The 24,402-nt window shown below is 66.2% G+C and carries 18 protein-coding genes; 8 read left to right on the forward strand and 10 right to left on the reverse strand.

What is annotated here, in order from left to right:
- The first annotated feature begins 3 nt into the window (after nucleotides 1-3).
- The 4 genes from CKO27_RS05660 to CKO27_RS05675 all read left to right on the forward strand — a co-directional run bounded on the left by CKO27_RS05660 (nucleotide 4) and on the right by CKO27_RS05675 (nucleotide 3,705).
- Nucleotides 4-2,094, forward strand: a complete 2,091-nt coding sequence (locus tag CKO27_RS05660) for a hydrogenase iron-sulfur subunit (protein ID WP_242470753.1) — start codon at nucleotides 4-6, stop codon at nucleotides 2,092-2,094.
- A gap of 140 nt (nucleotides 2,095-2,234) precedes the next feature.
- Nucleotides 2,235-3,071 carry a CoB--CoM heterodisulfide reductase iron-sulfur subunit B family protein gene (locus CKO27_RS25145; RefSeq protein WP_338115902.1) on the forward strand — a complete coding sequence of 279 codons (837 nt, stop codon included), beginning with the start codon at nucleotides 2,235-2,237 and terminating at the stop codon, nucleotides 3,069-3,071.
- A 111-nt stretch (nucleotides 3,072-3,182) separates the two neighbouring features.
- Complete coding sequence (locus CKO27_RS05670) at nucleotides 3,183-3,455, forward strand: type II toxin-antitoxin system Phd/YefM family antitoxin (RefSeq protein WP_200373908.1); 273 nt, start codon at nucleotides 3,183-3,185, stop codon at nucleotides 3,453-3,455.
- Nucleotides 3,436-3,705 carry a Txe/YoeB family addiction module toxin gene (locus CKO27_RS05675; protein ID WP_200373909.1) on the forward strand — a complete coding sequence of 90 codons (270 nt, stop codon included), beginning with the start codon at nucleotides 3,436-3,438 and terminating at the stop codon, nucleotides 3,703-3,705. Before CKO27_RS05670 ends, CKO27_RS05675 begins: the two co-directional genes overlap by 20 nt.
- 133 nt (nucleotides 3,706-3,838) lie before the next feature.
- On the opposite strand, the gene CKO27_RS05680 is transcribed toward CKO27_RS05675, so the two are convergent.
- Genes CKO27_RS05680 through CKO27_RS05695 form a run of 4 tightly spaced genes read right to left on the reverse strand, consistent with a single transcriptional unit; the run spans nucleotide 3,839 to nucleotide 10,563 of the window.
- On the reverse strand, nucleotides 3,839-5,020 hold the full coding sequence (locus tag CKO27_RS05680; RefSeq protein ID WP_200373910.1) for a Wadjet anti-phage system protein JetD domain-containing protein: 1,182 nt from the start codon (nucleotides 5,018-5,020) through the stop codon (nucleotides 3,839-3,841).
- On the reverse strand, nucleotides 5,017-8,487 hold the full coding sequence (locus tag CKO27_RS05685) for an SbcC/MukB-like Walker B domain-containing protein (RefSeq protein ID WP_200373911.1): 3,471 nt from the start codon (nucleotides 8,485-8,487) through the stop codon (nucleotides 5,017-5,019). Before CKO27_RS05685 ends, CKO27_RS05680 begins: the two co-directional genes overlap by 4 nt.
- Complete coding sequence (locus tag CKO27_RS05690) at nucleotides 8,484-9,143, reverse strand: DUF4194 domain-containing protein (RefSeq protein ID WP_200373912.1); 660 nt, start codon at nucleotides 9,141-9,143, stop codon at nucleotides 8,484-8,486. The genes CKO27_RS05685 and CKO27_RS05690 overlap by 4 nt, the downstream gene beginning before the upstream one ends.
- Nucleotides 9,133-10,563 carry a Wadjet anti-phage system protein JetA family protein gene (locus CKO27_RS05695; protein ID WP_200373913.1) on the reverse strand — a complete coding sequence of 477 codons (1,431 nt, stop codon included), beginning with the start codon at nucleotides 10,561-10,563 and terminating at the stop codon, nucleotides 9,133-9,135. Before CKO27_RS05695 ends, CKO27_RS05690 begins: the two co-directional genes overlap by 11 nt.
- 1,368 nt (nucleotides 10,564-11,931) lie before the next feature.
- Between CKO27_RS05695 and CKO27_RS05700 the strand changes: the two genes are divergently transcribed.
- The gene (locus CKO27_RS05700) at nucleotides 11,932-12,420 is read left to right on the forward strand and encodes a low molecular weight protein-tyrosine-phosphatase (RefSeq protein WP_200373914.1); all 489 of its coding nucleotides are present in this window, start codon (nucleotides 11,932-11,934) and stop codon (nucleotides 12,418-12,420) included.
- Here the strand turns inward: CKO27_RS05700 and CKO27_RS05705 are convergent.
- The 4 genes from CKO27_RS05705 to rne form a co-directional block, all read right to left on the reverse strand.
- Entirely contained in the window at nucleotides 12,336-13,136 is an 801-nt protein-coding gene (locus CKO27_RS05705) for a polysaccharide deacetylase family protein (RefSeq protein WP_200373915.1), read from the reverse strand. The two genes, CKO27_RS05700 and CKO27_RS05705, sit on opposite strands and share 85 nt — an antisense overlap.
- A complete protein-coding gene (locus CKO27_RS05710) occupies nucleotides 13,123-14,286 on the reverse strand; it encodes a glycosyltransferase (protein WP_200373916.1) in 1,164 nt (387 codons plus the stop codon). The genes CKO27_RS05705 and CKO27_RS05710 overlap by 14 nt, the downstream gene beginning before the upstream one ends.
- 55 nt (nucleotides 14,287-14,341) lie before the next feature.
- The gene (locus CKO27_RS05715; RefSeq protein WP_200373917.1) at nucleotides 14,342-15,532 is read right to left on the reverse strand and encodes a sulfotransferase; all 1,191 of its coding nucleotides are present in this window, start codon (nucleotides 15,530-15,532) and stop codon (nucleotides 14,342-14,344) included.
- 222 nt (nucleotides 15,533-15,754) lie between these two features.
- A complete protein-coding gene (gene rne / locus CKO27_RS05720; protein WP_200373918.1) occupies nucleotides 15,755-18,778 on the reverse strand; it encodes a ribonuclease E in 3,024 nt (1,007 codons plus the stop codon).
- Nucleotides 18,779-19,492: 714 nt separating this feature from the next.
- Between rne and CKO27_RS05725 the strand changes: the two genes are divergently transcribed.
- The 3 genes from CKO27_RS05725 (at nucleotide 19,493) to CKO27_RS05735 (ending at nucleotide 22,160) form a co-directional block, all read left to right on the forward strand.
- Nucleotides 19,493-20,407, forward strand: coding sequence for an RluA family pseudouridine synthase (locus tag CKO27_RS05725; RefSeq protein WP_338115903.1), 915 nt, complete (start codon nucleotides 19,493-19,495; stop codon nucleotides 20,405-20,407).
- Nucleotides 20,404-21,060 (forward strand): HAD-IA family hydrolase, encoded by a 657-nt coding sequence (locus CKO27_RS05730; protein ID WP_200373919.1) that lies wholly within the window; start codon nucleotides 20,404-20,406, stop codon nucleotides 21,058-21,060. Before CKO27_RS05725 ends, CKO27_RS05730 begins: the two co-directional genes overlap by 4 nt.
- A 92-nt stretch (nucleotides 21,061-21,152) precedes the next feature.
- Entirely contained in the window at nucleotides 21,153-22,160 is a 1,008-nt protein-coding gene (locus tag CKO27_RS05735; RefSeq protein ID WP_200373920.1) for a S49 family peptidase, read from the forward strand.
- A gap of 48 nt (nucleotides 22,161-22,208) precedes the next feature.
- On the opposite strand, the gene CKO27_RS05740 is transcribed toward CKO27_RS05735, so the two are convergent.
- Together CKO27_RS05740 and CKO27_RS05745 are read right to left on the reverse strand one after the other, a co-directional pair.
- A complete protein-coding gene (locus tag CKO27_RS05740; RefSeq protein ID WP_200373921.1) occupies nucleotides 22,209-22,817 on the reverse strand; it encodes a hypothetical protein in 609 nt (202 codons plus the stop codon).
- 102 nt (nucleotides 22,818-22,919) lie between these two features.
- Nucleotides 22,920-24,371: a DUF294 nucleotidyltransferase-like domain-containing protein gene (locus CKO27_RS05745; protein WP_200373922.1), complete on the reverse strand. Its 1,452-nt coding sequence runs from the start codon at nucleotides 24,369-24,371 to the stop codon at nucleotides 22,920-22,922.
- Nucleotides 24,372-24,402 lie beyond the last annotated feature (31 nt).

The following is a 24,402-nucleotide window of genomic DNA, read 5'->3' on the forward strand; positions in this document are numbered from 1 at the left end:
CACATGGCAGTCGAAAAGAAATTGGCCGGCTATCTCTGCACCGGCTGCGGGATCGGCGAGCGTCTGGATACCAGTCAGCTCATGAATATCGCCACCCGCGAAGGAAAGTTTCCGAGCGTCAAGCAGCACGCCATGCTGTGCTCGCCCGCGGGCGTCAAGCTGATCCAGGACGACATCGACGCGGGCGCGGCGACGCATCTCATGATCGCTGGCTGTTCGCGTCGTTCCAAGGTCGAAGCCTTCAGTTTCAGGAATGTCGCCATGTCGCGCGCCAATCTGCGCGAGGGTGTCATCTGGGCGCGTCCGGACACGCCAGAGAACACCGAGACCACGCAGGAAATGGCGGACGACTACATCCGCATGGCCTGCGCCGAGGTCAAGTTCATGACCGTGCCGACGCCCTCCGGCGAGCAGGAACTCAACAAGAATATCCTGGTGGTCGGCGGCGGCGTGACCGGCATGACGGCGGCGCTGGAAACGGCGGCGGCCGGTTATCCGGTCCATCTGGTGTGCGACGAGGACGTGCTGGGCGGGGTCTGGAAGGATCTCTACAAGCGCGTGCCCTTCCGCGCCGCCGCGTCCGACGTGCCGAACGGGCGCGATGTCGATCTGCCGGGGCCGGAAGATCCCGGCATCGCGGACATGATCGAGCGCGTTCTGGCCAACGAGCGCATCACGGTCCACCTCAACGCCCGGCTCTCCAAGACCTCCGGCGCGCCGGGGCGCTTCTCGGCTGACATCGACGTTCAATCCGGCCCGACGGTGACCGAGAACTTCGGCGCCATCGTCCAGGCGAGCGATTTCAAGCCCTACGACGCGAACAAGCTGCCCGAGTTTGCCTACGGTAAGACGCCGAACGTGCTCACCAACTTCGAGCTGGAGCGTCTGGCCAAGGCCGCCAACGGCGGTCCGCTCAAGCGTCCTTCCGACGGCAAGGTGGTCGAGTCGGTCGCCTTTATCCAGTGCGCCGGTCAGCGTTCGGACAAGGAGGGTCATCTACCCTATTGCTCCGGCTTCTGCTACACCGAGTCGATCAAGCAGGCGATGTATTTCCGCGAGCAGAATCCCGACTGCGACACCACCATTCTGTTCGACGATCTGCGCACCCCCGGCGCGGCGGGCGAGGATTTCTACCGCTGCGGCCAGCAGGCGATGGTCACCTTCACCAAGGGCAAGGCCAGCGCGGTGGTCCAGAATGGCAAGGGGCTGAAGGTCCAGTTCAAGGATCTCATCCTCAACGAAGCCACCGAGATGGACTGCGATCTGGTGGTGCTCGCCACCGGTCAGGTGCCCAACAACGGCCCCGATCCCTACGCCCAACTTGCCGTCGACGAGGCCGAGAGCGAGGAAGAAAAGGAAGCCGCGCGCCAGAAACTGGCCGTCGCCCCGCCGTCGATCCTCAATCTCGACTATCGCCAGGGCACCGACCTGCCGCAGCTCAAGCACGGCTTCCTCGACAGCCATTTCATCTGCTTCCCTTACGAGACGCGGCGCACCGGCATCTATGCCGCCGGCCCAGTGCGGCGTCCGATGGACATGAAGCAGGCGATGGAAGACGCGGTCGGCGCCGCCATGAAGGCGATCCAGGCCGCCGAAAGCGCGGCCCAGGGCACCGCTGTGCATCCGCGCGTGGGCGATCTCAGCTATCCGAGCTTCCGCAAGGAAGGCTGTACTCAATGCAAACGCTGCACGGTGGAATGCCCCTTCGGCGCCATCAACGAAGACGAACAGCGCTACCCGGTCTTCAACGAATCGCGCTGCCGGCGTTGCGGCACCTGCATGGGCGCCTGCCCGGTACGGGTGATCTCCTTCGAGAACTACTCCATCGATACCGTCAACCAGCAGATCAAGGCGGTCGACATCCCCGATGAGTTCTCCGAGAAGCCGCGCATCCTGGTGCTCGCCTGCGAGAACGACGCCTATCCGGCGCTCGACATGGCCGCCCAGGCGGGGATCGAGACCACGCCCTTCGCGCGCGTGGTGCCGGTGCGCTGTCTGGGCTCCGTTAGCCTCTCCTGGATCACCGACTCGCTCAACTCCGGCTTCGACGGCATCCGCTGCCGGCCATGGAAGCGCGAAGCGCGAGGCCGGTAGTCCCGGGTAGGCGTAGGGCGCGGGCGGATCACCGCCGTGGCGAAGGGGCCTTGTCCCGAGCCGCGTAGGTGATCTGTAAGCGCATCCGAGACGCCGTCAAGTCATTCGTCGTAGGGTCGTGCGTAGCCCGCGCGCGCCCGGTGGGCGCACCGCGAGGCGCAGCCGCGGCCCGGAGCGGGACGAACCCGGGCGTAGCCAGTTGTCGCCATGGCGCGAGTCCCGGCGGCGAGGGATCGACCCGCCGGGTATCACGAGCGCTAACGCGACACTCCGGGCGCAACCTCGCCCTGAGCGAGCAGCACAACCCCGGCCAGGATGTCGTCGCCACCTGCGCCGCCTGCTGGCTCTCCACCCGCGAGGCCCAGGAGCGGCTGCACGAGGATCAATCTCTGCTGGCCGAGGCCAACACCGCGCTCGCCGAGGCCGGGCTTAAACTCACCAAGGAGATGCCGATCAAGCACATGGCCGAGGTGCTGATCGAGGACATCGGCTATGCGGAACTGGGCAGCAAGGTCAAGCGCCCGCTGGAAGGCATCAAGATCGCCGGCTATGTCGGCTGTCAGACCAACCGCCCCTTCGGCATCGCCGGGGAGTCGTTCGAGAATCCCAAGTATCTCGACCAACTGGTCGAGACCCTCGGCGGCGACTCGATCCCGGACTACGAGAAAAAGGTCCAATGCTGCGGTGGCGCGCTCACCTTCTCCGAACCGGAGAAATCGCAGGAAATGGTCAAGGGCCTCATCGAGGCGGCCTACGACCACGGGGCGGATCTGATCGTCACCCCCTGCCCGGTGTGCCAGATGAACGTCGAGGTCTATCAGGACCAGATCAATCAGACCTACGGCACCCAGTTCAAGATGCCGGTGGTGTATTACTCGACGCTCATGGCCGTGGCTTATGGACGCAGCGCCAAGGACGCGGCGCTCAATGGACAGGTGATTCCGGCGAAGAGGCTGGAGGCGATTGCGGGGAAGTAGATCGACTCGATGTTCCACATGCTTGACAAAGCCCGCTGATGCGGGCTTTGTCTTTTCAGGAGCCTGGACTATATTGCGTACTGACTTCCCGTACAGAAGAGACATTCATCAATGGACACCGTAACCGTCAACCATTTCCGCGACAATCTACGCGCGCATGTCGAAAAGGTGATCTCCGACCACGAACCGCTGAAGGTCTCCCGTCGCAACGGTGCCGACTTCATCGTCCTCAGCGCCGAAGACTGGGAGCGCGAGCAGGAGACCTTGTATGTCCTGCAAACCCCGGCCCTCATGACGCAGATCGCGCAGTCGTTGCAGACGCACGCGACCGCCAGCGGTTATCGGCCCACACGCGAGCAACTTGATGCGCTCGATCGTCTTTGAGGGCGGTACCTGGGAGCGCTACGAGGCGCTTCGGATCGCGGACAAGCGACTGCATCTCAACCTATGCCGGATTCTCAAAGAGATGCAGCGGGGCGATCCCGCAACCGGGATCGGCAAGCCGGAGGCTTTGAAACACAACCTGAGCGGCCTCTGGTCGCGTCGACTCTCGCAGAAAGACCGTGTGATCTACCGGTTCGACGACGGGGCGATCTATGTCTTCGCGATCGGCGGGCATTACGATGATCGATAGCGGCTGGCGGGAATCGCCGCCTCTTACCATGTAAGAGCCAAGGAATACTCAATGCCGCCAGACACCAAACCGAGATCTCGAAACTGAACGCCGCCGCCCTATCCTGGCCGCCCCCTGGATTCGGATTTCCCTGCTACCTGGGAGCGACAGGATCGAGCTGCTCCTGCTCCAAGGGTCCAAGTCCGGCATCAAGCCAGCGGCGAGCCAGGTTGCCGGCCGGATCGGGTCGGGCGGCCAGGGTCTCCAGGGCTCGGCGCTCCGTCGCGTTGAATTCTTCTCCGCCGTCCATCGGCTCATCCATTAGGTGCGGTTGCAGGACGTGCGCCCTCAAGGCGGCGGAGAGCTGGGCGAAGATGCGCAGGCCGCCGATGTCCCGGTCGCCCCAGTGGAGGAAAGGGCAATGGGCCGGCAAGGTGCAATCCAAGAGCTGTATCACTCGGATCAGGTCCGGTCCCGGAAAGCCGGCGGTGTAGAGCAGCAATGCGCGGTCCTGGATCTCGCGCGCATGGTGCTGGAAGCTCGCCAGGTTCTCGATGCACAGCAGATAGGGGACGGCACCCGCGGGCTCCAGGGACTGGATGGCGTCGGGCGAGAGGCCGACGTAGGGGGTCAGGCCGGTAATGTCGAGCCGCCGTTCTTCGATGCGCAGCGCAAGCGGCCCCTTGATGAGGAGCGGCGGCGGGAACTTCTCCAGACCGATGACCCGGAACAGGTCGCGGTTTTCGGTCAGATCCTGCCATTGGGGGTTGTGCCGCAGCAGCTCGGCCAGTCGGCCGGACAGGCGCTCGACGGCCTTGGAGTCGCCGAGCAGCCGGGCGCTGAAGCGGCGCAGGTCGAGTCCCAGGTGCCGCTCCTCGGCGACCGCCAGGGCGGTTTTGAAGAGCGCCAGGGCGCCGTCCCTGTCAGCCGCCTCGATGCGGAAGGCGCTTTGCCCCAGGCACCATTTCGCAACCGCCATGCCATAGGCATCCCGCAGCCAGGCGGGCGCCTCGGCCAGCAGCGGCCCGAGCGCCCCGCTGATCCGCGTGACGGACTCCCGCGCGCGCGGCACGCCCAGCCAGTCGGCCAGGCGATCGGCATCGCACAGGCGCAGTCGCAGCAGATCCTGAGCGGCGGCGCCCCGACCCCATTCGAGTCCAATACAGCCGGCTGCCTCGGCATTGGCCAGCGCCGCATGGATCGCGTCGCGGCCCGCCAGGTCGCATACCGCGAAATAGTCGCGGGCCGCACGCTCATTGATCGGGAGTGTCGCGCGTCCGCCCCGCTCGGCCTGGGCCAGGAGCTTCAGCAACAGGGCGCGGGCCGGCTCGCTCACGGCCGTGCCGGGCTCGGCGTTGGACGCAGCACCGGGTTGTCCGCCGCAAGGGCGCGCTGGGCCTCGGGCTTGATGTACTCGGTGTCGATGTAGACGCTGCCGCCGTCGCGGTAGACATTGACGATGGTGTCGACATTCTCGGCGATCTGGCCGTACTTCTCGTCCGGCGCGGCCAGGATCACCTGAAGCCCCAGCTCGGTGAGGAAACCCAGGGCGCTGACGGTGTTCTGGAGATCGAGCTTGGAGAAGGCTTCGTCGAAGACCGCGAGTGCGATGCCGCCGCGCGGCCCCCCATCCGGTTGACGCTCGATGCGGTAGGCCGCGGCCAGGGCCGCACCGATCGCGACGTAGAAGGGTGACTGGTGCTCGCCGCCGGAGCCCTTGCTCAGGCGCCGCGACAGGAGCTCGGGGTTGCCGCCGCCGTCGGCCTTGTCGCTCATCCGCACGTCGAAGTGATAGTACTGGCGGTAGTCGGCCAGACGCTCGTCCCAGCCGCTGGCGCGGCCCTCGGTGCTCGCGGCCTCCATCAGGAGATCGCGGATGCGGCGGATCGCCTCCCGGTGGGGGTGGTTGGGGTCGTCCGCCGCATCGAAGAGTCCGCCCACGTCCCGGCCCTGCTCCGGCGACCAGGCCAGAACCCAGTCGAGAACCTGCCGCAGGTCCGGCTCAGGGTGTTTGACGAAGCTGTAGTACTGGCCGTGGAAGGGACGGTGGCGCAGGTTGCGGTTGAGCTCGACGCGCTGGTCTTCGAGCCGCTTCAGGTTCTCCTGGAGCTTGCCGACGAAATCGGCGCGGAAGGCGTACTCCGCCTCGCGCAATGCGTTCTCGGCCTCGGTGACATAGCGGGCGAGCTGGGTGTCACGGATCTGGGTCAGCTCGAGCAGGACCCAGGCGGCGAGCGGGCGATGGTCGTCGAAGGCACCGGCTGCGGGGCGGGTCTCCGGAGGACAGGCGGCCCAGTACTCGGTGATCTGCTGTGCGGCATCGTTGCGGGCGTTGCGGGATGAGCCCTCCTGGCTGACCGCTCGCCTGCTCGCCTCGGCGCTCAGGGCGCGCCAGCTATCCGGGGTCTCGGCCGAGAAGAGTTGCTGACCACGCAGCTCATCCAGGCGCTCGCTCGCGAGCCGGGCATCGAAGCCAGGCGCCTGCTGGGCCTGCGTGCGCCGGGCGGCGACCTCCCGCGCAGCGTGCTCGCGCTGATCCAGGTGCAGACGGTCGCGCTGAAGCGACCGCTCCCGGTCGGTCTTCCTCGCAACCGCAGCCGTCTTCCCGTCGGCGACGAGATCGCGCTCCTTGCGACGCTCGACAGCGTTCTGCTGTAGGCGCTGGTAGCTGGCATCCTCGTCGAGCGCATGGCGCTCGGCCTTGAGGGCGCGGCGGCTCTGCTCCTTATCGCCACGCTCGGCAACGAGCCGGGCCAGATCGGGGAGGGCGTCCAGATGACGCTCCAGGGGCATCACCAGCTCCTCTCGCAGCCGCGCGATCAGCGTCTTCTCCTGCTGCTTCTCGTAATGGCGCCGGCCGTTCTCGGCGAACCGGCGCTCCAGCGTCTCCTGTGTCAGGGCCCGTGCGGCCCGGCCGAGCATCGGCTCCTCGGGCTGCAGGCGCACCACCGAGCCGCCGGTCGCGAGCATGCCGTCGGCGGTGATCGCACGCTCGTGGCGCACCAGCTCGTCCTCGGTCTCCACCCTTAGGACGTTGCCGGCATGACGGTTCACATAGGCGACGGCGTGACGGTCGTCGCTCTCGGTGACCTCGGCAAGGCTGCCCGGATCACGGCGACCGGTCCATTCATCCGTCCTTAAGGTGTTGATGATGCGGCTGCCATGGATGCCCCGGCGCCGGCCCTCGCGGCGATACAGGGTGATCGCCTCGCTCACCTGGGCCGGGTCCACCAGCAGGGCCTCGCGGTGACCGCCAAGGAAGGCTTCCAGCGCATCGCGCCAGGGCTCGTCGGCTACGTCCACCCGGTCGCAAAGCGGCACCGCCTCGATGCCCCGCTCGCGCAGCAGCTCGATCAGCCGGAGCGTGTTGGGCTGGAGGTCGCTGCCGCCCTGGCGCAGTCGCTCGATCCGCTCCTTGAGTGCGCGCAGGTCGCGATCCAGCTCGGCCTCTTCCAGGACCAATGCCTCATAGCGCGCCTTCAGTCCGCCGGCTGTCTGCGCAAGGCGCTCGCGAAGCCGAGCCGCAGCTCGCATGACATCCTTCGGCGCCGCCGGCCAGGCCGCCGCGAGCAGGCCCTCATCGCGGACCAGTACAGCGGCGACCGCCTGCAAGGACTCGGTCAAGGTGTCGTCGGCGAGCTGCTCGGCGTGGTCCAGCAGGGGATGCACGGCACCCAGACCCTGGCGTGCGCGCTCCAGGTCGGTGCCGAGCGCCGCCAGGCCCTGGCGCAGGGTCTCCAGCTCGGCATCGATCCGTCGGCGCTGCTGCTCAATGTCGCTGGCCGCGAGGCGGCGGTTGGCCTCTTGAAGCGCCTCATCGGCGGTCTTCCAACGCTGCTCCAAGTCGGCGATCTCGAGGTCTAGCCGGACGATCTCGCCCTCGGCCTCGCTCAGCGCGGCGCGCAGCGGCTCCATCTCCGTCTCCAGGGCGTTGAAGGCGGCCTCCTGCTCGACCCAGCGCCAGGCCAGCGCCAGGCACTCGGCCTTCTCGGCACGGCGGTAGAGTCTGTCGATCTCGCTCAGCAACTGCTCGCGCCGCCGGGCCTCCTGGGTGCTGATCTGGATCTGGCGGTACTGCTGGAGGGCCTGCTGGAGCGAGCGGACCTGAATCGGACGCTCTTCGAGAATGTAGTCACGCACGAAGCCGGAAACGTTGCGGATGGGGCTGAAGGTGATGGCGTTGCGGAAGGCGCGCAGGAAGCGCTCGCGGTCGAGCGTGCGCTTGCCGTCATAGAGATAGTGGCAGAGCTCGCGCTGGTACTCGCCGACCTGCGGATGGACGCGCAGGGCCGCGCCGAGCCGTCCGCGCATGGCCTCGCGCAGCCGTTTCCAGGGCATGGGCGTCGCGCCGTCCGGGGTCTGGTCCACGAGATCGGCGAGCCTGAGGTCCAGCCCGGGGGCGATGAACCGTCCGTCGATCTGCTCCTGGCTCTCCTCCAGACGGGCATGCATCGCGAGCCCGATGCTGGTAGCGCTGCCGTCCTCGGTGTCGCGAAAAACCAGCGCCAGGTAGGTGATCGCCTGCTCGCGGGGGCGAAACTCCTGGGACAGGTCCGGGTTGTCGGGGTCGCGGACGACTCCCAGGCAGTAGTCCCGGAGGCTGCGGGTGCTCTTCTCGCCCGCGCTGGCGTTGGGGCTCCACCAGCGCTTGTCGCCGCCGACCAGCACCGCCTGGATCGCGTCGAGCAGGGAGGACTTGCCGGAGGCATTGGGGCCGATGACCGCCGCATGGCCCTCGATCTCGACGCTGGCCTGGTCCAGACGGTACCAGTTGATCATCAGAAGCCGGATCAGGCGCTTCATCCGCCGCTCCCATCTTCGCCGGGCGCGTTCTCGTCCGCGACGGTCCCGTCGTCATCCTCGGTATCCGCCGTCTCCTCTTCGGCCGTGTCGAGGAAGGCGGCGAGCCGCTCCTGCACCCGCTCGCCGGTCACCAGCCGGATCGTCGGCAGGATGCGCAGGGCCGGCAGACCGTCCTCGGCCGCGTCCCCGGTCTCGATCAGCGAGTGACGGCGCAGCCGGCCGATGACCTCGCGGTACTCCGAGACCAGGGGGCGCTTGCGCCCGAGCAGTGCCTCGTAGCGTCCGAGGAGGGTCTCGGACGCCGTGTAGACGCTACCCTCCCGCGCCTCGAAGCGCTCCATCCCCTCCTCGTAGAGCAGGCGCAGGCAGAGCAGCATCAGGCTGTCCACCAGGCGCAGCCGGGCGAAGCCCTCCGCCTCCGTCGGCAATAGGCCGATCAGGCCGAAGGTGTCGTCCCGGTGCAGGGTCCAGCCCAGGGCATCGAAGAGGTTCGTGAAATAGTCGAAGTGGTTGGCCACCAGGCGGTAGAGGTCGCGGTCCCGAGACCGCTCCAGCAGCAGGAACTGGCGCTCCAGCAGGCCGCGGGCGGCGGCGCGGAAGTCTTCGGCCTCGGCGCCGCCGGGACGCTCGCAGATCTGCCGCAGATCACGCAGCATCTCGGCTCCCCGCGGCGCCTGAGCGGCGATGGGCCACGAAGGCCGGACAGCGCACCCAGTCGTTCTCCACCCAGCCTGGGCGCCGTTCGATACGGTATTGGCGTCTGAGACTCGTCGCACCGGGCAGATACTCCAGGTGGCGCACATGGGTGAAGGCGATGAAGTCCTCGACGCTCTCGATCCGCATATCGGCGCCGTCGAGGGCGCCACGCCCGGCGAGCTGGCACTCCAGATAGCGGGCGATGCGGCGCGGGTCGATCCGGCGCCGGTCCAGATAGGCCCTCAGGGCCTGCTGGCGAGCGGCGACCGCCGGGTCCGCGGGCCGACTGCGCAGGGCCAGAGGCTCGGGTAGGCGGCGGTGACGCGGGGCCTCGCGCAGACTCCGGGTGCCGACGGGACGGACGTCGAGGAGCGGCATCGGGAGCGGCGTCGGCGCATCCTCCGGAAGATCGGCGAGCTTGGGTCCGAGCCGTTGCAGCGCCGCCGCGATCCTCGTCGCCATACCGGGGTGGGCGCGGTCCAGATAGCGCACCCTGTCGGCGACCCGCCGCTCGACCTTGGCGCGATAGGTGTCCACGCGCGCCAGATGTCCGTCGAGCTGCTCGAACACCGCGCGCAGTTGGACGATGTCGTCGTTCATCGCCCGCCAGGCGAGCTCGCTGTCCGCCTCCCCGGTCTGCTCCATGAAGCCAGCCACCAGCTCCTGCTTGCGCGGCAGATCGTATTCCAGCTCGCGGACCAGTTGGAGGATCCGCAGCCGATGGCGGAAGGGGTTGTTGCGGGTCTTCAGCCGCTTGTAGTCCTGCACCAGGATGCGCTCGACGAAGTCATCGAAAAAACGCGAGAGCACCAGGCGGTGGTCACGGGCATCACCGATCTCTCCGAGCAGTCCCTTGAGACCGTAGATCATGGTGTTGATGTGCTGAAGGAAGCGCCGCGCCTCCCGCGACGCCTGGCGCAGGGCCAGAACCTGCGCCCGCGGCTCCTCATAGGCGCGCTGCACGTTGTTGAAGATGGAGAGCACCATCCCCCCGTAGAAGACCCGGTCGGGCCGGGCAATCTCCACCAGGGCAGCCCACAGGGTTCCCACTGCCGGCGGAACGGCGACGCGCACCCGATAGCCCTCGGTCTCCTCCTCCAGCCAGCCCGCGGCCACCAGGCGTCGATAGGCGAGTGCCGCCGGGGTGCCGTCCGCCTCCTGAGCCGTCGGATCGGCCTCGTCCTGCCAGCTCGCCGCCATGACCGCGAGCCGCTCCTCGATCTCCCGGCGCACCGTCTCCCGGGACGGAAAGACGTCCTCGTGGACCTGGTCGAAGAACAGCGGATAGAGGTCGAGCAGCAGGCCCGCGTACACTTGGCGGTTGGCGCTGGCGAGCGGCGAGAACAGCCGGTCGGAGACGCGATCGAAGAGCTGGCTCATTGGCGATACCGGTCGTGGGTCAGGCTCGGTCGACGCCCGCCATCTGGGGCGAGAATAGGGGACGCGCTAGAGTGTGTCATCAATTCTCGCTGTCAGTCGGATGAACGCGGAGAACAAGGATTCCTCCCTCCCTTGAGCCGCATGTCGGTTTGTAGGGACGAATTCATTCGCTCCTACAAAGGATGCCGCGCGACATCCGACTCGACACGAATCACGCGCCTTTTTGAAGTGCGAGATGATAAACCGAATCATCAAGACAACATCCAGCATCGGTTCTCAACGCATTGAGGCAAGGACAGGTCAGATCCGCTTTGTCATCGTGAGCGGGCCGTTACGGCCTGGCGCACGACGTCAAACGGCTCGGGCCGGGCCCGAAGAACCAGCCTACCGCCAGATTTGCCCAACTGTTCTGGGACAATCCGAGGGTCAAGGGCTGCGTCAATGAGCTGAAACCGGGACTCAGTCTCTACTTCATGAACGGCCTCGGCGACGGCGTCAAGGCGCCTCCTCCTCGAACTATCTGATCTCGATCCAGACCCTGTGCGAGGCACTGGACGTCCAACTCAACGAGATCCCGGACTGGAACCGCAGCGCCACTTCGATCGGCTGCGCCAGCGGCGGCGAGCGGCCGCGCCTGACTTTATCCGCGCGCAACCTGGCCTTGAGCGAACAGCACAACCCCGGCCAGGACGTGGTCGCCAACTGTGCCGCCTGCTGGCTCTCCATCAAAACAGATCAGCAAGGATGACGTCGACCGCTCCGAAGCGGTATTAGGATTTTCACTTTGGGCCACTAGGCGCGGTTTAATTCCGGATACGCCAAAAAAAAACCCCGCGAATGCGGGGTGAATCACCACTGAGGAGGTCAGAGAACGTAACGCGCGAACAGAGGTTCGCTCGCTGCTTTGATTAAGCATGTATCGGGCCACTTTGCAGTCGATTCGTTGTTTCTTTTATTGTTAATCACTTACCTGGTGGCGATCGGTTCGCTGCCGGTGAGCGCCGACGGCCGACGCGCACTCTTCGGGTCTGGGGGGCGTGTCGGTCGCACTCGATTGGTGCGTTGGCCTGGGCTTGGGGCGGTGCGGAACGCTTCGATGACGCCTGCCAGGGGTGTCTTTCGGCCGTTCCCGCGCCTTTGTGTGCGACTCTGTGTGCGAAACGATTGGAAGATTGATCGAAAATTGATCGGACTTAGCCGGCATCGACTCTCCTGATACCATCGTAAGGAACGGTGCAAAAACAACCGTCACGACGATGGCTCGACTTTCTCCCCTCTCCCCGCTGGGGCGAGGGGCTCCGGAGCGTACCGTTTCGGTTATTTTTGAACCATCACTCAGTCTCTCCAATCCTCGCTTCCCGTCTAATCATGAATACATCCGCCAGAGTCAAGATCCTGTTTGTTTGCATGGGAAATATCTGTCGATCGCCCACGGCGCATGGGGTGTTTCGCAAGCTCGTCATGGACGAGGGTTTGCCGCATGTCATCGAGATCGATTCGGCCGGAACCCATGCCTATCATGTCGGTGAGCCGCCGGATCGGCGGGCGCGGGAGACGGCGCGCGAGCGCGGGGTCGATATCGGCGATCTGCGCGCCAGACGGGCCAGGCCGGAGGATTTCCTGCTGTTTGACTATGTCATCGCCATGGACGAGGACAACTACGCCAGCCTCGCCGGGATCTGTCCCACCGGGATGGAGGACAAGCTGAGGCTGTTCATGGAGTTCGCGCCGGACCTGGGAATCCGGGAGGTGCCCGATCCCTACTACGGCGGTCAGGGCGGGTTCGAGCGGGTGTTCGATATGGTCGAATCCGCGACGCGCGGTCTGCTCGCCGACATCAGGAGCCGGTATCTCTGATCGCCGTCCTCGTCGATGGCGGCGTAGTCGGCGTGCAGGCGAAACCGGCGCAGATCCCGGCGCAGATCCTCGGCGAGCGCGAGATCCAGATCCTGGGGATGGATGCCGATGCGCAGCCAACCGCGCCGTCGGCTCCGGTGGCGGTTGAAGTGATTCCAGATCCGTATGACGGGAATCCGCCAGGCCCTGTCCGCCTCGTAGCCGAGCATGGGGATGGGGTAGAGCCGTCCGGTCTGCCCGGAGAGGACGCCGGAGAAGATCTCATAGCGCAGGAAGGGGAGTTCGGCTAGGGCGTTGCGCGGGATGGCTCCCATCGCCCAGGCCGGGGGGACGTAGAGCGTGGGCGCGCGCAGGCCGTGCGCGCGAAACCAGGCGTGGCAGCGGCTCATGAGGTTCAGGATGCCGTCGGCGTCGAGCGCTAGGTGCTCGGCGACGTTGCGCGAGAGGAACCAGGCATGGAGCCGGTGCCGGAGTCCGCCGTAAGTCGCCACGCGATGGAGCCATCCATGTCCGGCGAGCTCGTAGCCGCGCGCCTCGTGTCGCCTCAGCCAGTCGATCTGCTCCGACGACCAGTCCAGCCCAGGGACCACCAGGAGGGTGACGGCGTTGACCCCCTCGGTCGCGAGCAGGTCGAGAATGCGCTCCACCCGCGGCAGGGTCTCGGGCATGACGTCATGCACCGAGACCAGGGTGCGAATGTCCTCAACGCTGGACATGGAGCGCTGGCTCCTGGCTGTCGCCGAGAACGGCGATCCAGTGCTCAAGATTACGTTCGTTGAGCTCGATCGCCGCAGCGCGGGCGATGCGCGAGCGATGCTCGCGGATCGCCGGATCCAGATCGCGCAACCGCGCGAGCGCGTCGGCCAGATGTTCGTCGGCACGGATCTGGAAAAGACCGCGACTCAAGACGTCCCAGCTCAGGATTCCGCACGCGGACGACACCAGTACGGGGCGGGCGCGGGCCATGGCCTCCAGCGCGATGGTCCCGAAGGACTCGACCTTGGATGGCAGCACTAGGGCATCGGCGCTGTCGATCAAGGCCAGGATGCGGGCGCGCTTGGCCCAACCGATCAGCGTGAGGTTTTCGAGGGCGCTCGATCGTGCTTGCAGCCAGGGCTTGAGCGGTCCATCGCCGACGATGAGGAATTCCAGGTCGGGCAGCCGACGCGCCGCTTCGACGATGGCGTCCAGGTTCTTCTCGGGCGCCAGCCGCCCGGCGAACAGGATCCGTTTGAAGCCGCTCGATGTCGCAACCGGCGGCCGGTCCAGGAACGGCTTCGGGATGGGGGTGGCCATGAGCCCGACCTGTTGGGCGCCCATCGTCCGTGCGATCTCCATCATCTGGGTGGAGTTGGCCAGGACCAGATGGCTACGCTTGAACAGGAGTCGATGGCAGGTACGCAGATAGGCATTGGCGATGCGGGCGCCTAGTCCCCAGCCCTGAAACAGATCCGTCAGGGCCTCGAAATGGGTATGGAAGCCGACCACTACCCTGAGGTCGCGCCGCCCGGCCAGATAGAGACCAAGCAGACCATAGGGGCCCGGCGTCGGGATCACCATGACGTTGGGCGCCAAGCGATCCAGCCGGTCGCGGATGCGCGACCAGGAAGGGATGAGGATCTTCTGAGTCGGATCGCCCGGAAGCGGGAGCCGACAACCGCCGTGCCAGTTCCCGGCGTGATATCTCGGGGCGATCAGTTCGACGCGCGCCCCCCTGGCCTTGAGGTGATCGGCCAGGTCGCGATAGTAGGCGCCGACACCGTTGCGCTCGGGCGCGGCGTCGGACAGGATCGCGACGCGCAGCCGCTCGGCCCTGGTGGCGGAGTCGGTCCCGACCTGGTTGTCGGTGCCGGATGGGTTCGGCATGGCGGCGCGGCTTCCGTGGTCGACGAGGGGCGTGTTCGATCGCTGATGGGATGGGTCAGCTTCGCCGCGAGGGCGAATCCGGTCGGGACTGGATGGAGCGCGCGGCGAGAGCGGCATAAATGAAACCGAGTTCCTCGTCGACCGGACCCAGCGAGAGTCCGTAGGGCTCCAGGCGATACTGGTGGCGGCTGCGGTAGTCCCGCGACTTGGCCTCTTGCCGGCGCAGCTCGGAGCGGAAACCGACGCCTGGCTCCAGTTCCAACTGGCCATGGATTTGCTCGATCGCGTCCTCTAGGCCGGCCTTCAGCGTCTCCATGGTAACCCATGCGCGGCGGTTGTCGGGCATCTCGGCGAAGACGGCTTGCAGGTTTCGATAGTAAAACCCGAGTTGTCCAGTCAGTCGCTCGCCTAGATTCGGGGTGGCGGAGAGCGAGTCGAAAAAGGCGATGCCGGAGGCGATCGAACTGAGCTGGGAGGGCAGGGTGCGCTCGGGTTCGCGCAGACAGAGGATGAAACGTGCGTCGGGAAACCGACCCGCCAGCGCGCCCGCCAGTGGGGCGAAGGCCGCGTTCTTCGATAGCAGCCGCTTGTCCGGGCCGTGGACATAGAGGTGTCGTTGCAGGCAGCGGTGGTAGAAATCCATCAGGCGCGCGCGTTCCGCTTCCGGCATGTCGCGGTCGAAGGTGCCCATCCGCCAGAGGAAATCCGAGTTCGGAAACGGCAGGATGAGGATGAAGCAGGCGAGCACCGGCATGAGGGCGAAGTAATCCTCCTCCGGGTCGCCGAGCCGCATGGGATGCACCGCTTCCAGTGTCCCGAAGACATGGGTCTCCATCCAGCCCAGCAGGTGTGCGAGCGGGCGTCCGAGCCGTGCGTCGAGGCGGGCGATGGCGAGCCAGAAGCGGCGGGCGCTGATCGAGAGCGCGAACAGACACTCCCAGGTCGAGAAGGTGGTGTACTGCGGATCGCGCGCCAGGACGTGGTGGAGATGGGTCGTGCCGCTGCGCGGGACACCGAGGACGAACAGTGGCTCGCGAATGGCGACGCGGCGGTAAGCGGGGAACAGGATCTCGTCGAGCAGGAGTCCGATCCACTGAATCCCCTGGATCAGGGCAAAACAGGGAATGAAGACACTCATCACGAGCAGGCGGCGGACACTGGCTCGCGGCCGACCCCGGCCAGGAACATAGGTCCGGAAGATGAGCCGAAGGAAGCGCGCCAGGCTTTCGAGCAGGATGAGCGGCATTGTTATCCGGCCATCGATTGAAGGCTGTCGCATCCGGGATGAGCGGGATGGGGTCGCGGATGGAGCCGCCTCGCCAAGACCCCAGTGCCCAGTCTCTCCAACCCCTCGCCGAGCGGCGAGGGGGCCTGGCGGGAGCGTCCCACCAGGAGCGGGTCGGAGAGAGATCGGGTCATGGCTGGTGCCGAAGGGTGCTTGGCCTCGGGAGACGGCTGGCCAGCGGCGTCAGGAGCCGTCGTCCACCCGATCCGGATCGACCCGAGGCGCGGCGACCGGCGTGTTGGGCGCTTGGGGCTCCCCCGCGACCGAGTCGGCTTGGCGTGGTTCGGGTGCTGGCTCGGGCATTGGCGCTGGCCTTGGTTCGGGTACTGGCTCGGGCTTGGGCGCTGTTATTGGCTCGGGTGCTGGCTCGGGCATTGGCGCTGTCATTGGTTCGGGCGTTGGCTCGGGCGTTGGCTCGGGTGCCGCGATCAGTTCCCGAATCGGTTCCGGAGCCTGCAGCATGGCCTGAGGCTCGCTCTCGCGAGGCTCGGTCTCGATGCAAGGCTGGGGAGCCGGTTCCTCGGACCACTCGCGTTCCGGCTTGGCGGGCTCGGATGATTCCGGGCGTGCTTCCACCACCGGGTACGTATCGGCGGCGTCCCAGCGTCCGGGATGCTGGTCGCCTGAATCGGAATCCTGATCGGAATCCTGATCGGGTTCGGCGGTCGGCCGGGTTTCGCCATCCGACTTGCCTAGCTCGTCCGCGTCGGATTCCGTTCCATCCGTTGCCGCGGTCTCCGCCGAGGGACGGCGTCTGTTGCGTCCGCCACGACGACGGCGCGACGAGCGGGGACGGTCCGGATTGACCGGCGTGTCCGTGCCCGGCGTGAGTTCGAGATCCTGCTCGAAATCGCCATCGACCGAGTCACGGCTTGATGTCTCCGGTCGCGCGGACGTCTCGCCAGCGTCTCCAGACGATCCAGCGGCGCGATCGCGCGGTGCCTGGTTGGGTGACGACCCGTTCCTCGGCTCGCCGCGACGGCCCCGCGTGGGCGATTCCGGGCTGGCGTCCTGGTCGGCTCGTTGAATCTCCGGCTGATTCATATCGGAGCCTTCCTGCCCACCCGCCTGCTCCAAGCGCTCGTCGCCGCGTGGGCCGCTCGTGGGCGATCCCGATCCCCGACGGCCGCGTCCGCGCGAGCCGCCGCGGCGCGAGCGGGGTTCGCCCGTGCGCGCCTGGCGTTGTTGCTCGTCCTCGGTCGTCGCCTCGCCTGGCTCGTCGTTCGCGCGTCTTTCCTGATGCCCGCGAGCCGCGGTTTGGGACGCCGGCGCTGGTCTCGCCGCGTTGGCGCGTCCGCGATCGTCGCGCGACTGGGGCGGCCGAGACGCCGCGGAGCCCTGGTCGGCATGCGCGCCGTTCCGTGGCGATCCCTGACCACGCTGGTTCTGTTCCTGTCGATTCGGTCTCTCGGAGCCGCTCATGGGCTCGGGAGCCTGGGCCGATTCCTGCCGAACGGGTTCGGATTCGCCGGTGCGCGGCACGAATAGCCCCGTCCAGATGCGCTTGAGGAGGCTTTCCGGCTCGGTGCGCTCGGGCTCCTTGCGAATCGCGGTCGGCGTCGGGAGGCGCGGCGTTTCCCGTTGGGGTGCCGGTGCGCTGGGCGCGACATGCTTGACGGCCGGTTCCTCGACGCGGATCGGCTGGCCGAGCTTGGCGTAGTGCGGCGGTGCGTTCGCCTCGATCGGGGCCGTCATCTCGTAGCTGGGGAGATCCACGGCGGTCGCCGCGGCATCCTGGGCGCGCACGCGCTCGATGCGATACTCCGGCGTCTGGATATGCTCGTTGGGAACCAGCAGGATCTCGACCTCCTGGCGTTCCTCGATATCCAGGATGGCGCGCCGCTTCTCGTTGAGCAGGAAGGTGGCGACGCTGACCGGGAGCTGGGCGAGGATGCGGTGGGTGCTGTCCTTCATCGCCTCCTCTTCGAGGATGCGCAGGATCGAGAGCGCCAGCGATTCGACGCCGCGAATCATGCCCTGACCCTTGCAGCGCGGGCAGGGCTGTTGGCTGGATTCCCCAAGCGACGGACGCAGCCGCTGGCGTGACATTTCCAGCAGGCCGAAGCGCGAGATGCGCGCCACCTGGACGCGCGCGCGGTCTTGCTTCAGCGCCTCGCGCAGGCGGTTTTCCACCTCGCGCTGATTTTTGGGCGGGGTCATGTCGATGAAGTCGATGACGAACAGTCCGCCAAGGTCGCGCAGTCGCAACTGGCGGGCGATCTCGTCGGCCGCCTCCAGGTTGGTGTTGAGCGCGGTCTCCTCGATGTCGGCACCCTTGGTGGCGCGCGCGGAGTTGATGTCGACCGAGGTCAGGGCCTCGGTGTGATCGATGACGATGGAGCCGCCCGAGGGCAGGCGCACTTCCCGCTGGAAGGCGGACTCGATCTGGGTCTCGATCTGGTAGCGGGTGAAGAGCGGAACCTCGTCCTGGTAGAGACGCAGCTTCTTGAGGTTCTGCGGCATCACCTGACGGATGAAGTTCTCGGCCCGCTCGTAGACCGCCTTGTCGTCGATCACGATCTCGCCGATGTCCACCCGCAGATAGTCGCGGATGGAACGGATGATGACGTCGCTTTCCTGATAGATGAGAAAGGGCGCCTTGCGGCTCTCGCCGGAGTTGACGATGGCCTTCCAGAGCTGGAGCAGATAATCCAGATCCCACTGGAGCTCCTCGACATTCTTGCCGACGCCGGCGGTGCGCACGATCAGCCCCATGTCCTCGGGGATCTCAAGCTGACTCATGGCGTCGCGCAGCTCGCTGCGGTCCTGGCCCTCGATGCGGCGCGACACGCCCCCGGCGCGCGGGTTGTTGGGCATCAGCACCAGATAGCGACCGGCCAGGGAGATGAAGGTGGTCAGCGCGGCGCCCTTGTTGCCGCGCTCCTCCTTGTCGATCTGGACCACCACCTCGGTGCCTTCGCGCACCGATTCCTTGATGCTGACGCGCGAGCCGGCCTTGGTGGTATCGGGCTCGAAGTAGGCGCGCGCGATCTCTTTCAGCGGCAGGAAGCCGTGGCGGTCGGCGCCGTAGTCGACGAAGGCCGCTTCCAGGCTGGGCTCGACGCGGGTGATGGTGCCCTTGTAAATGTTGGCCTTTTTCTGTTCGCGGCCGGGCGATTCGATATCGAGGTTGTATAGCAACTGGCCGTCGACAGTCGCGACGCGCAACTCCTCCGGCTGAGTTGCGTTGATCAGCATTCTCTTCATGTTATTCCTTATCCTGCACACCACGGCGCGTGACCCGTGGTTGGGCGCCTCGCCACGGAGTCACCTTTGGAGACTCCCGCGGGCGGCTCGGCGCGTCGCCGGTCGACTCTCAGCCGATGCGAGTCGAGGGCGTCGGCACTGTCCGTTCGGCCAACGTCGGTGGGCGGGCTTGAACGGGCACGCGCGTATGAACAATCGTTTACGGGCCCCGATGGGCACCCGCGTCTTTCGGGTCTTCTCTTGTGGCCGAAGGCCCGTTTCGGAGCGGTCGATCTGGCGCCGGCGGCGCTGGTCCGCCTGGATGCGCGCCTCGGGGAAAGCGCTGGGTGTAGAATCGGCTTCGCTCGATGTCGCGAGCTGGCTGGAAGCACCGCGCGGCCCTTCGGGCGGCATGTCGGATGCCGGTATCAGGACCAGTGGTCCGATTGGCGCCTGTTGGATGGGCGTTGGATGCGAACCCCTGGATGCACTCGCCGCTCCGGAAAATCTCGCTTTCACTGGCCAGCGCAAGCCGTCAATGGTATCAGCGAACTTTACTAGCAGCAATTGAGCCACAAGGGCGGATCCAAAACCAAATTGAAATCCCCAACAACAGGTTCCAAAGGCTCCACGAGCCGCGTCTCGATCACCCTGTCCGAGTCCAGTCAATACGTCCTAACCCGGCAAGATGGGGATCATGCCACATCCCCACAACTTGTCCGTGTCGATGAAGAGGTGGATGGTCAGCGGATCGACAACTTTCTGCTTCGTGTCATCAAGGGCGTACCGCGCAGTCATGTCTATCGCCTCCTGCGGCGGGGCGAGGTGCGGGTCAACAAGGGTCGGGTGAAGGCCGATCATCGCTTGCGGGTCGGCGATCTGGTGCGGATCCCACCGGTGCGCATGACCCCGCCGGCGCCCAAGGGACGCGCCCCCGATGCCCAGTTGGCGCGGCTGGAGCAGGCCATCATCCACGAGGACGAGCGTCTTCTTGTGATCGACAAGCCGGCCGGGCTGGCGGTGCATGGCGGCAGCGGTCTGAGCTATGGACTGATCGAGTCGCTGCGCCAGTTGCGCCCCGGACGCGAGCTGGAGCTGGTCCATCGACTCGACCGCGAGACCTCGGGTTGTCTCGTCCTCAGCAAGCGCCGGAGCGCCTTGCGCGAGTTGCATCGCCTGATCCGCGAGGGCGCGATGAACAAGCGCTATCTGGCGCTCCTGGTCGGCGAGCTGCCGCGCCAGGAGGTGCTGGTCGACGCGCCTCTGCGCAAGAACGTGCTCAGCAGCGGCGAGCGCCTGGTCAAGGTCGACCCGCTGGAGGGCAAGGAGGCGCGCACCCGCTTCCGGCGTTTACGTCGTCTGTCCGCGGCGGGCCAGCCGCTGACCCTGGTGGAGGCGGAACTTATCACGGGTCGAACCCATCAGATCCGGGTCCACGCGACGCACCTGGGAATGCCGCTGGCGGGCGATCCCAAATATGGCGACGAGACCGTCAACCGTCTCCTCAAGGGGTTTGGGCTGACGCGCTTGTTCCTGCACGCCTCGGTTCTCAGCTTCCTTCTGGAAGGCATGACCCGGCCGCTGCGACTGGAAGCCAAGCTGCCGGACGAACTGGAGCGTGTACTGAACGCCTTGGAGAGCGAAGAGTGAGTTTCGAGCTGATCGTCTTCGATTGGGATGGCACCTTGATGGATTCCGAGGCGCGCATCGTCGCCTGCCTTCAGGCGGCCTTCGCCGACCTGGGGCTCGCCGAGCCGACCCGGGAGGTCGCCCGCGACATCATCGGGCTGGGGCTGGAGGAGGCGATGGAGCGCCTTCTGCCCAGTGGGGACGCGGCCCTGCGCGCCGAGCTGGTGGTCGGCTATCGACGCCACTTCCTGGTGTCCGATCCGACACCCTCGGTGCTTTTTCCGGGCGCGCTCGAAATGCTCGACTGGATGACCGGACAAGGCTATCGACTGGCGGTGGCGACCGGCAAGAGCCGCCAGGGATTGGACAAGTCGCTGGCCGAAACGGGTCTCGGGAGGGTTTTCCATGCTACCCGCTGCGCCGACGAGACCTTGTCCAAGCCCAATCCTCGCATGCTGTTCGAGCTGATGGACGAGCTCGGCGCGCATCCCGACGAGACCCTGATGGTCGGCGATACCGAATACGACCTGCAAATGGCCAGCAATGCCGGTGTCCGATCGCTGGCGGTCTCCTATGGCGTGCATTCGCCAGGACGCCTGCTGACCCACGAGCCGCTCGCCTGTCTCGATTCGCTCCGAGCCATCCAGGACTGGCTGGCGGAGCATTCCGGTTGACCGGCCCAAGACGTCGACCGGGCGCCCGTTACCGTCATTTTCGTCTCGAACCCAGGTTCTAAGGAATCACTTATGAAATCAAGGTGTCACGCATGAACTGGAGATTTTGGAAAGGTCGCGGGGAGCCCATGCCGTCGCCGGACCATCCCGATTGGGAACGCGCCCTCTTCAATCGCATGGCCGCCGAGTACGTGGCGGATCAACGCACGCGCCGCCGCTGGTCGTTCCTCTTCAAGTTTCTGGTGCTGCTTTACCTGTTCGGTCTGCTCATCGCGGCCAACACCCGGAATCTGACCGAGATGATGTCCACCAGCGAGGGTCACGCGGCGCTGATCGAGGTCAAGGGGGTCATAGGTCCGGCATCGGAGGCCAGCGCGGATCGGGTCATCACGGCCTTGCGCGCCGCCTTCGAGGCGGACCATGTCAAGGGGATCATCCTGCGTATCAACAGTCCGGGCGGCAGTCCGGTCCAGGCCGGCTACATCAACGACGAGATTCGTCGCCTCAAGGCCAAGTACAAGAAAGACAAGAATAAGGAGATGCCGGTCTATGCCGTCGCCGTCGATCTCTGCGCGTCCGGTGGTTATTACATCGCCGTTGGCGCTGACGCCATCTATGTCGACAAGGCGAGTCTGGTCGGTTCCATCGGGGTGCGCATCGACAGCTTCGGTTTCCAGGAGGCCATGGATGAGTGGGGGATCGAGCGGCGTCTGCTGACGGCGGGCTCCAACAAGGGGATTCTCGATCCTTTCTCGCCCCTGCAAGAGTCGCAGCGCGCCTTCGTTCAGTCGGTGCTCGAAAAGCTCCACGGACAGTTCATCGCCGAGGTCAAGAAGGGGCGCGGCGACAAGCTCAAGGGCGGCGACGAGCTGTTCAGCGGGCTCTTCTGGAGCGGGCAGGAGGCGGTCGAGCTGGGATTGGCCGACGGCCTGGGCAGTTCCAGCTCGGTGGCGCGTGAGGTCATCGGCACCGAGAAGATCGTGGAATATACCCAGAAACGCGATCTCCTGGAATCGCTCGCCAAGCGTTTCGGCGCGAGCCTGGGGCTTGGGATCCTGGAGAGCCTGAGTCTTTCGAGCGGCCTCGGCCTTCCTCGCTGAGGCCCGCGCGGAACCTGGCTCGACCGTTCGGTCGAGCCAGGTCGCGCGCTATTTGGTCAATGCCGCCTGGATCGCGTCCATATCCAGTTGCTCGAAATAGGCCTCGATCGGCTGGCTGTCCGCGAGCCGGCTTCCCTTGCCCTGGATCACCAGCCGGTTGCCGACCATGAGCGTGATTTCGTAGTCCTCGCTGTTGGCCGCGTGCTCCAGCATTCCGCGATGCCCCTTGAAGGAATAGGTCTTCATGTCCTGGTTGCTCTGCATCACGAAAGGCATGGACATGGCCATGGTGAGCATCGGCATCAGGGGCGAGTCGGCCATCAGGCTCAGGGTCACCTCGGCGCCATCCTCGCGCGCATAGCGCCGGCTCAGCGTGGTGCCCGTGATCATGGCCGCCATGCCACCGGATTGGGATTGGGGCTCGTCGCCCAGCCAGCCATCCAGCGGCTCGGGGAGAAGTTTCAATAAGGTGGCGGTCATTTGCTCCTGGATCTTGGCGACCGCGAAATTGAGTGTCTCGACGGCGGTGCGCAGCTCGCCGGATTCATAGGCCTTTTTCGCGGCCTCCATCTGGTCGGTGACCTCATCGGCGCGCAGTTGGCCGGAGAGACAGAGGGTGGCCGCCAGGGCGATCAGGGTGGGTCGTCGAATCATCATGGTGCGGCTCTTGATTGGTGACGTCTGAGTGTTTGATTGTACGGTCGTTCGGAATGGCTGGGTTCTGGGTCGTCGTCCAGCCACTGAAAACCAAAGAAAAGTTTAGAGTCCGAACTCCTGGCGCAGCCGGGCCTGGAGCTTGCGAGCCTGTTTGAAGGACTCCTTGAGCATCAGCCGGTGCAGTTCGTTGAGATCGTCCGGGTTGACGCGGTTGACCGCGTCGGGATCCTGGGTCTGGAGCTGTTGATTGATCCGGAAGCGCTGGATCAGATGGAAGGCCTCGACCTCGGCGGAGATGTCCTCGGGCTGGCGCCGACGGATGCGTCCGACGGCGCGCAGACGCTCGGCCGTGTTGGTCGCCCAGACCCCTTCCTTCAAGGCCCAGAGACGGGCCGCGTCCATGAAGAAGCGCGCGCCCTGGAGCTTGAGGTCGATGGTGTGGGGGAAGGCCCGGTTGCGGTCGAAGGCGAACTGGCCGGCCCAGCCCAGCGGCGGGACCGTGCTCAGGCTCTGATCGGCGAGCGCGTGGAAGAACCGGCTTTGCTCGGGCGCCTCGCGGATCAGCCAGCCGCGGAGTTGGTCGACCGGATCGCTGCTGCCGTAGAGCGGCCGGAAATCGAAAAAGATGGCGCCGTGCAGCACCGCCTCGGGGTCCGGGAGGTGCAGCCAGTCCGCGAAACGCTGGCGCCACTCGGCTTCGCTCAAACACCACTCGGGATTGCCGGCCATGATGTTGCCCCGGCAGCGCTCGAAGCCGCAGTGATGCAGGGCTTGATTGACCGCCCGCGCGAAGGGCAGGAAGGCCTCGCGCAGGGCCGGGGTGCTCTCGGGATCGGGAGGCACGAACAGCAGTCCGTTGTCCTGATCGGTCACGAAGGTCTGTTCGAGCCGGCCCTCGGAGCCGAAGACCATCCAGCACCAGGGCACGGCCGGCAGGTCGAACTCGTCCTCGATCAGCTCGATCACCCGCATCCCGATCAGGTCGTTGAGGCCCGACATCCACTGACAGAGCGGTTCGACGCCCATCCCGCCCAGGAACAGCTCGGCGCCGCGCCGACGTACCCGATCCGCCGCGAGGGTCATGGCCGCCATGTCGCGCGCGGCGCCGATGCTGGCGATCAGCGATTCCGCGCCGCCCGCGCGCAGCCCAAGCAGATCGGCCTGGGTGACCAGACCGCACAGCCGACCGTCCGGCTCGGTCAGTACCAGATGGCTGACGCCCTTCTTGGCCATCATCACCTTGGCGCGGTGCGTGGGGGCGTCCGCAGCCAGGCTCAGGGGCGCACCGATCATATGGTTGGCGACCGGATCCTCCAAGCCGCCACCCTCGAAGCTGATGACGTGCAGCATGTCGCGCAGCGTGACGAGCCCCAGCGGCAACCCGGTCGCGGTGTCGGCGACGACCGCCGCGTCCTCATCGTCCTGACTGAAGCGATAAAGCGTTTCGCGCAGTCGTGTCTCGGGCGCGACCACCAGGGGTTCGCGGCGAGCCAGCGCCCGCAGCGGGGCGAGGTCCGGTCCTGATTCGGTCGGCGGCGTCTCGATCTCGCTCATGTCGGTCCTCTTAATCCTCCGGCGGGTCGGC

Origin of the sequence: Thiocystis violacea (assembly GCF_016583575.1) — a bacterium.
Lineage (GTDB): Bacteria > Pseudomonadota > Gammaproteobacteria > Chromatiales > Chromatiaceae > Thiocystis > Thiocystis violacea.